Source organism: Nocardia cyriacigeorgica NBRC 100375, assembly GCF_000308555.1.
Classification (GTDB): Bacteria; Actinomycetota; Actinomycetes; order Mycobacteriales; family Mycobacteriaceae; genus Nocardia; species Nocardia cyriacigeorgica.
In genome coordinates this window covers 1-1,234 of sequence record NZ_BAFY01000128.1, presented here as the reverse complement: position 1 = coordinate 1,234, position 1,234 = coordinate 1, and the positions used below count along the sequence as shown (strand labels likewise).

The 1,234-nt window shown below is 70.9% G+C and carries 1 protein-coding gene; it reads left to right on the top strand.

Annotated elements, in window-relative coordinates; translation table 11 throughout:
- On the top strand, positions 1-1,234 hold a 1,234-nt coding region (locus tag RJ05_RS12075), incomplete at both ends, for a nitrate- and nitrite sensing domain-containing protein (protein WP_036536961.1).

Here is a 1,234-nt window from a genome sequence, read left to right as displayed (position 1 = left end):
CGATTCAGCAGGAACGCCGGCTCACCCTCACGCATCTGGCCGGCGACCCGAACGCCGCCGCCGAACTGGCCACCACCCGCCCCCGCGTCGACGCCGCCTTCCAGGCCCTGATCGAGGCGTCGAATCCGCTGCGCGAATTGGATTCGGAGACCATCGGCGACAACGTCGGCGATTTCGTGACCCTCGGCCGGCAACTGGCCATGGTGCGCACCGGCGCCGACGCGCGCGCCCTGCCCACCCCGGACGCCTACACCTTCTACACCCGGGTGCTCGACGTGATCACCATCGGCACCCAGTTGGCCCAGCGCTCGGCACCGGACCCGGCCGTCGTGGTGCAGCTGGCGCTGTCGACGCGGCTCATCTACGGGATCGAGGCCGTCTCACGCAGCAACGCGCTCGCCGAGGCGGCGCTGGTCGGCGGCAGTGGTGTGGTCGCGCTGCCGGAGGAGTTCGTCGCCCAAGTGGGTGCACACCACACCATGCTGCCGCAGCTGGCCGGCGAACTCGAGCCTGCCTACCGCGACAAGATGCAGGCCCTGTTGGCGAGCCCGGCCTGGCAGCGGCTCTCGGCCATGGAGCACGCGCTGATGCAGCGCACCATGGATCCGCCCACGCAGTCGAGCGGATCGGCCGACGAGCCGACCGGCACCGGCTCTGCCCGCACGAGCGGCCGCAGCACCGGCGAGGACGCACCGGCACCGCTGCCCTCGACCATCGAGGATTGGCAGGCCGCGGCCGCCGAGGTGGACAATGCTCTGCTCGACATCTGGGATCTGCACAACACCAATGCCCAGCAGCTGGCCCGCGATTCGGCGACCGAATCGGCGGCGGCCTCGCTGGCTCTCGGCGTCGCGGTGCTGCTCGTCAGCGTCATCGCGTTCCTGGTGTCGCTGGTGCTGGCCAACCGTTTCATCCGGCGGCTCAAGCGGATGCGCGATCAGACCCTCGCACTCGCCGACGAACGGCTGCCCGACATGCTGCGCCGCCTACGCGCCGGCGAGCACGTCGACCCGGAACAGGAAGCGCCACGGCTGGACTTCGGCCGCGACGAGCTCGGCGCGGTCGCCACCGCCTTCGAACACGCCCATGCCGCCGCGGTCACCGCCGCCGTCACCGAGGCACGCACCCGGGAGGGTGTGCGCGCGGTGTTCCTCAATATCGCCCACCGCAGCCAGATCGTGGTGCACCGCCAGCTCGAGATCCTCGACGCCGCCGAACAGCGCGAAGAGGATCC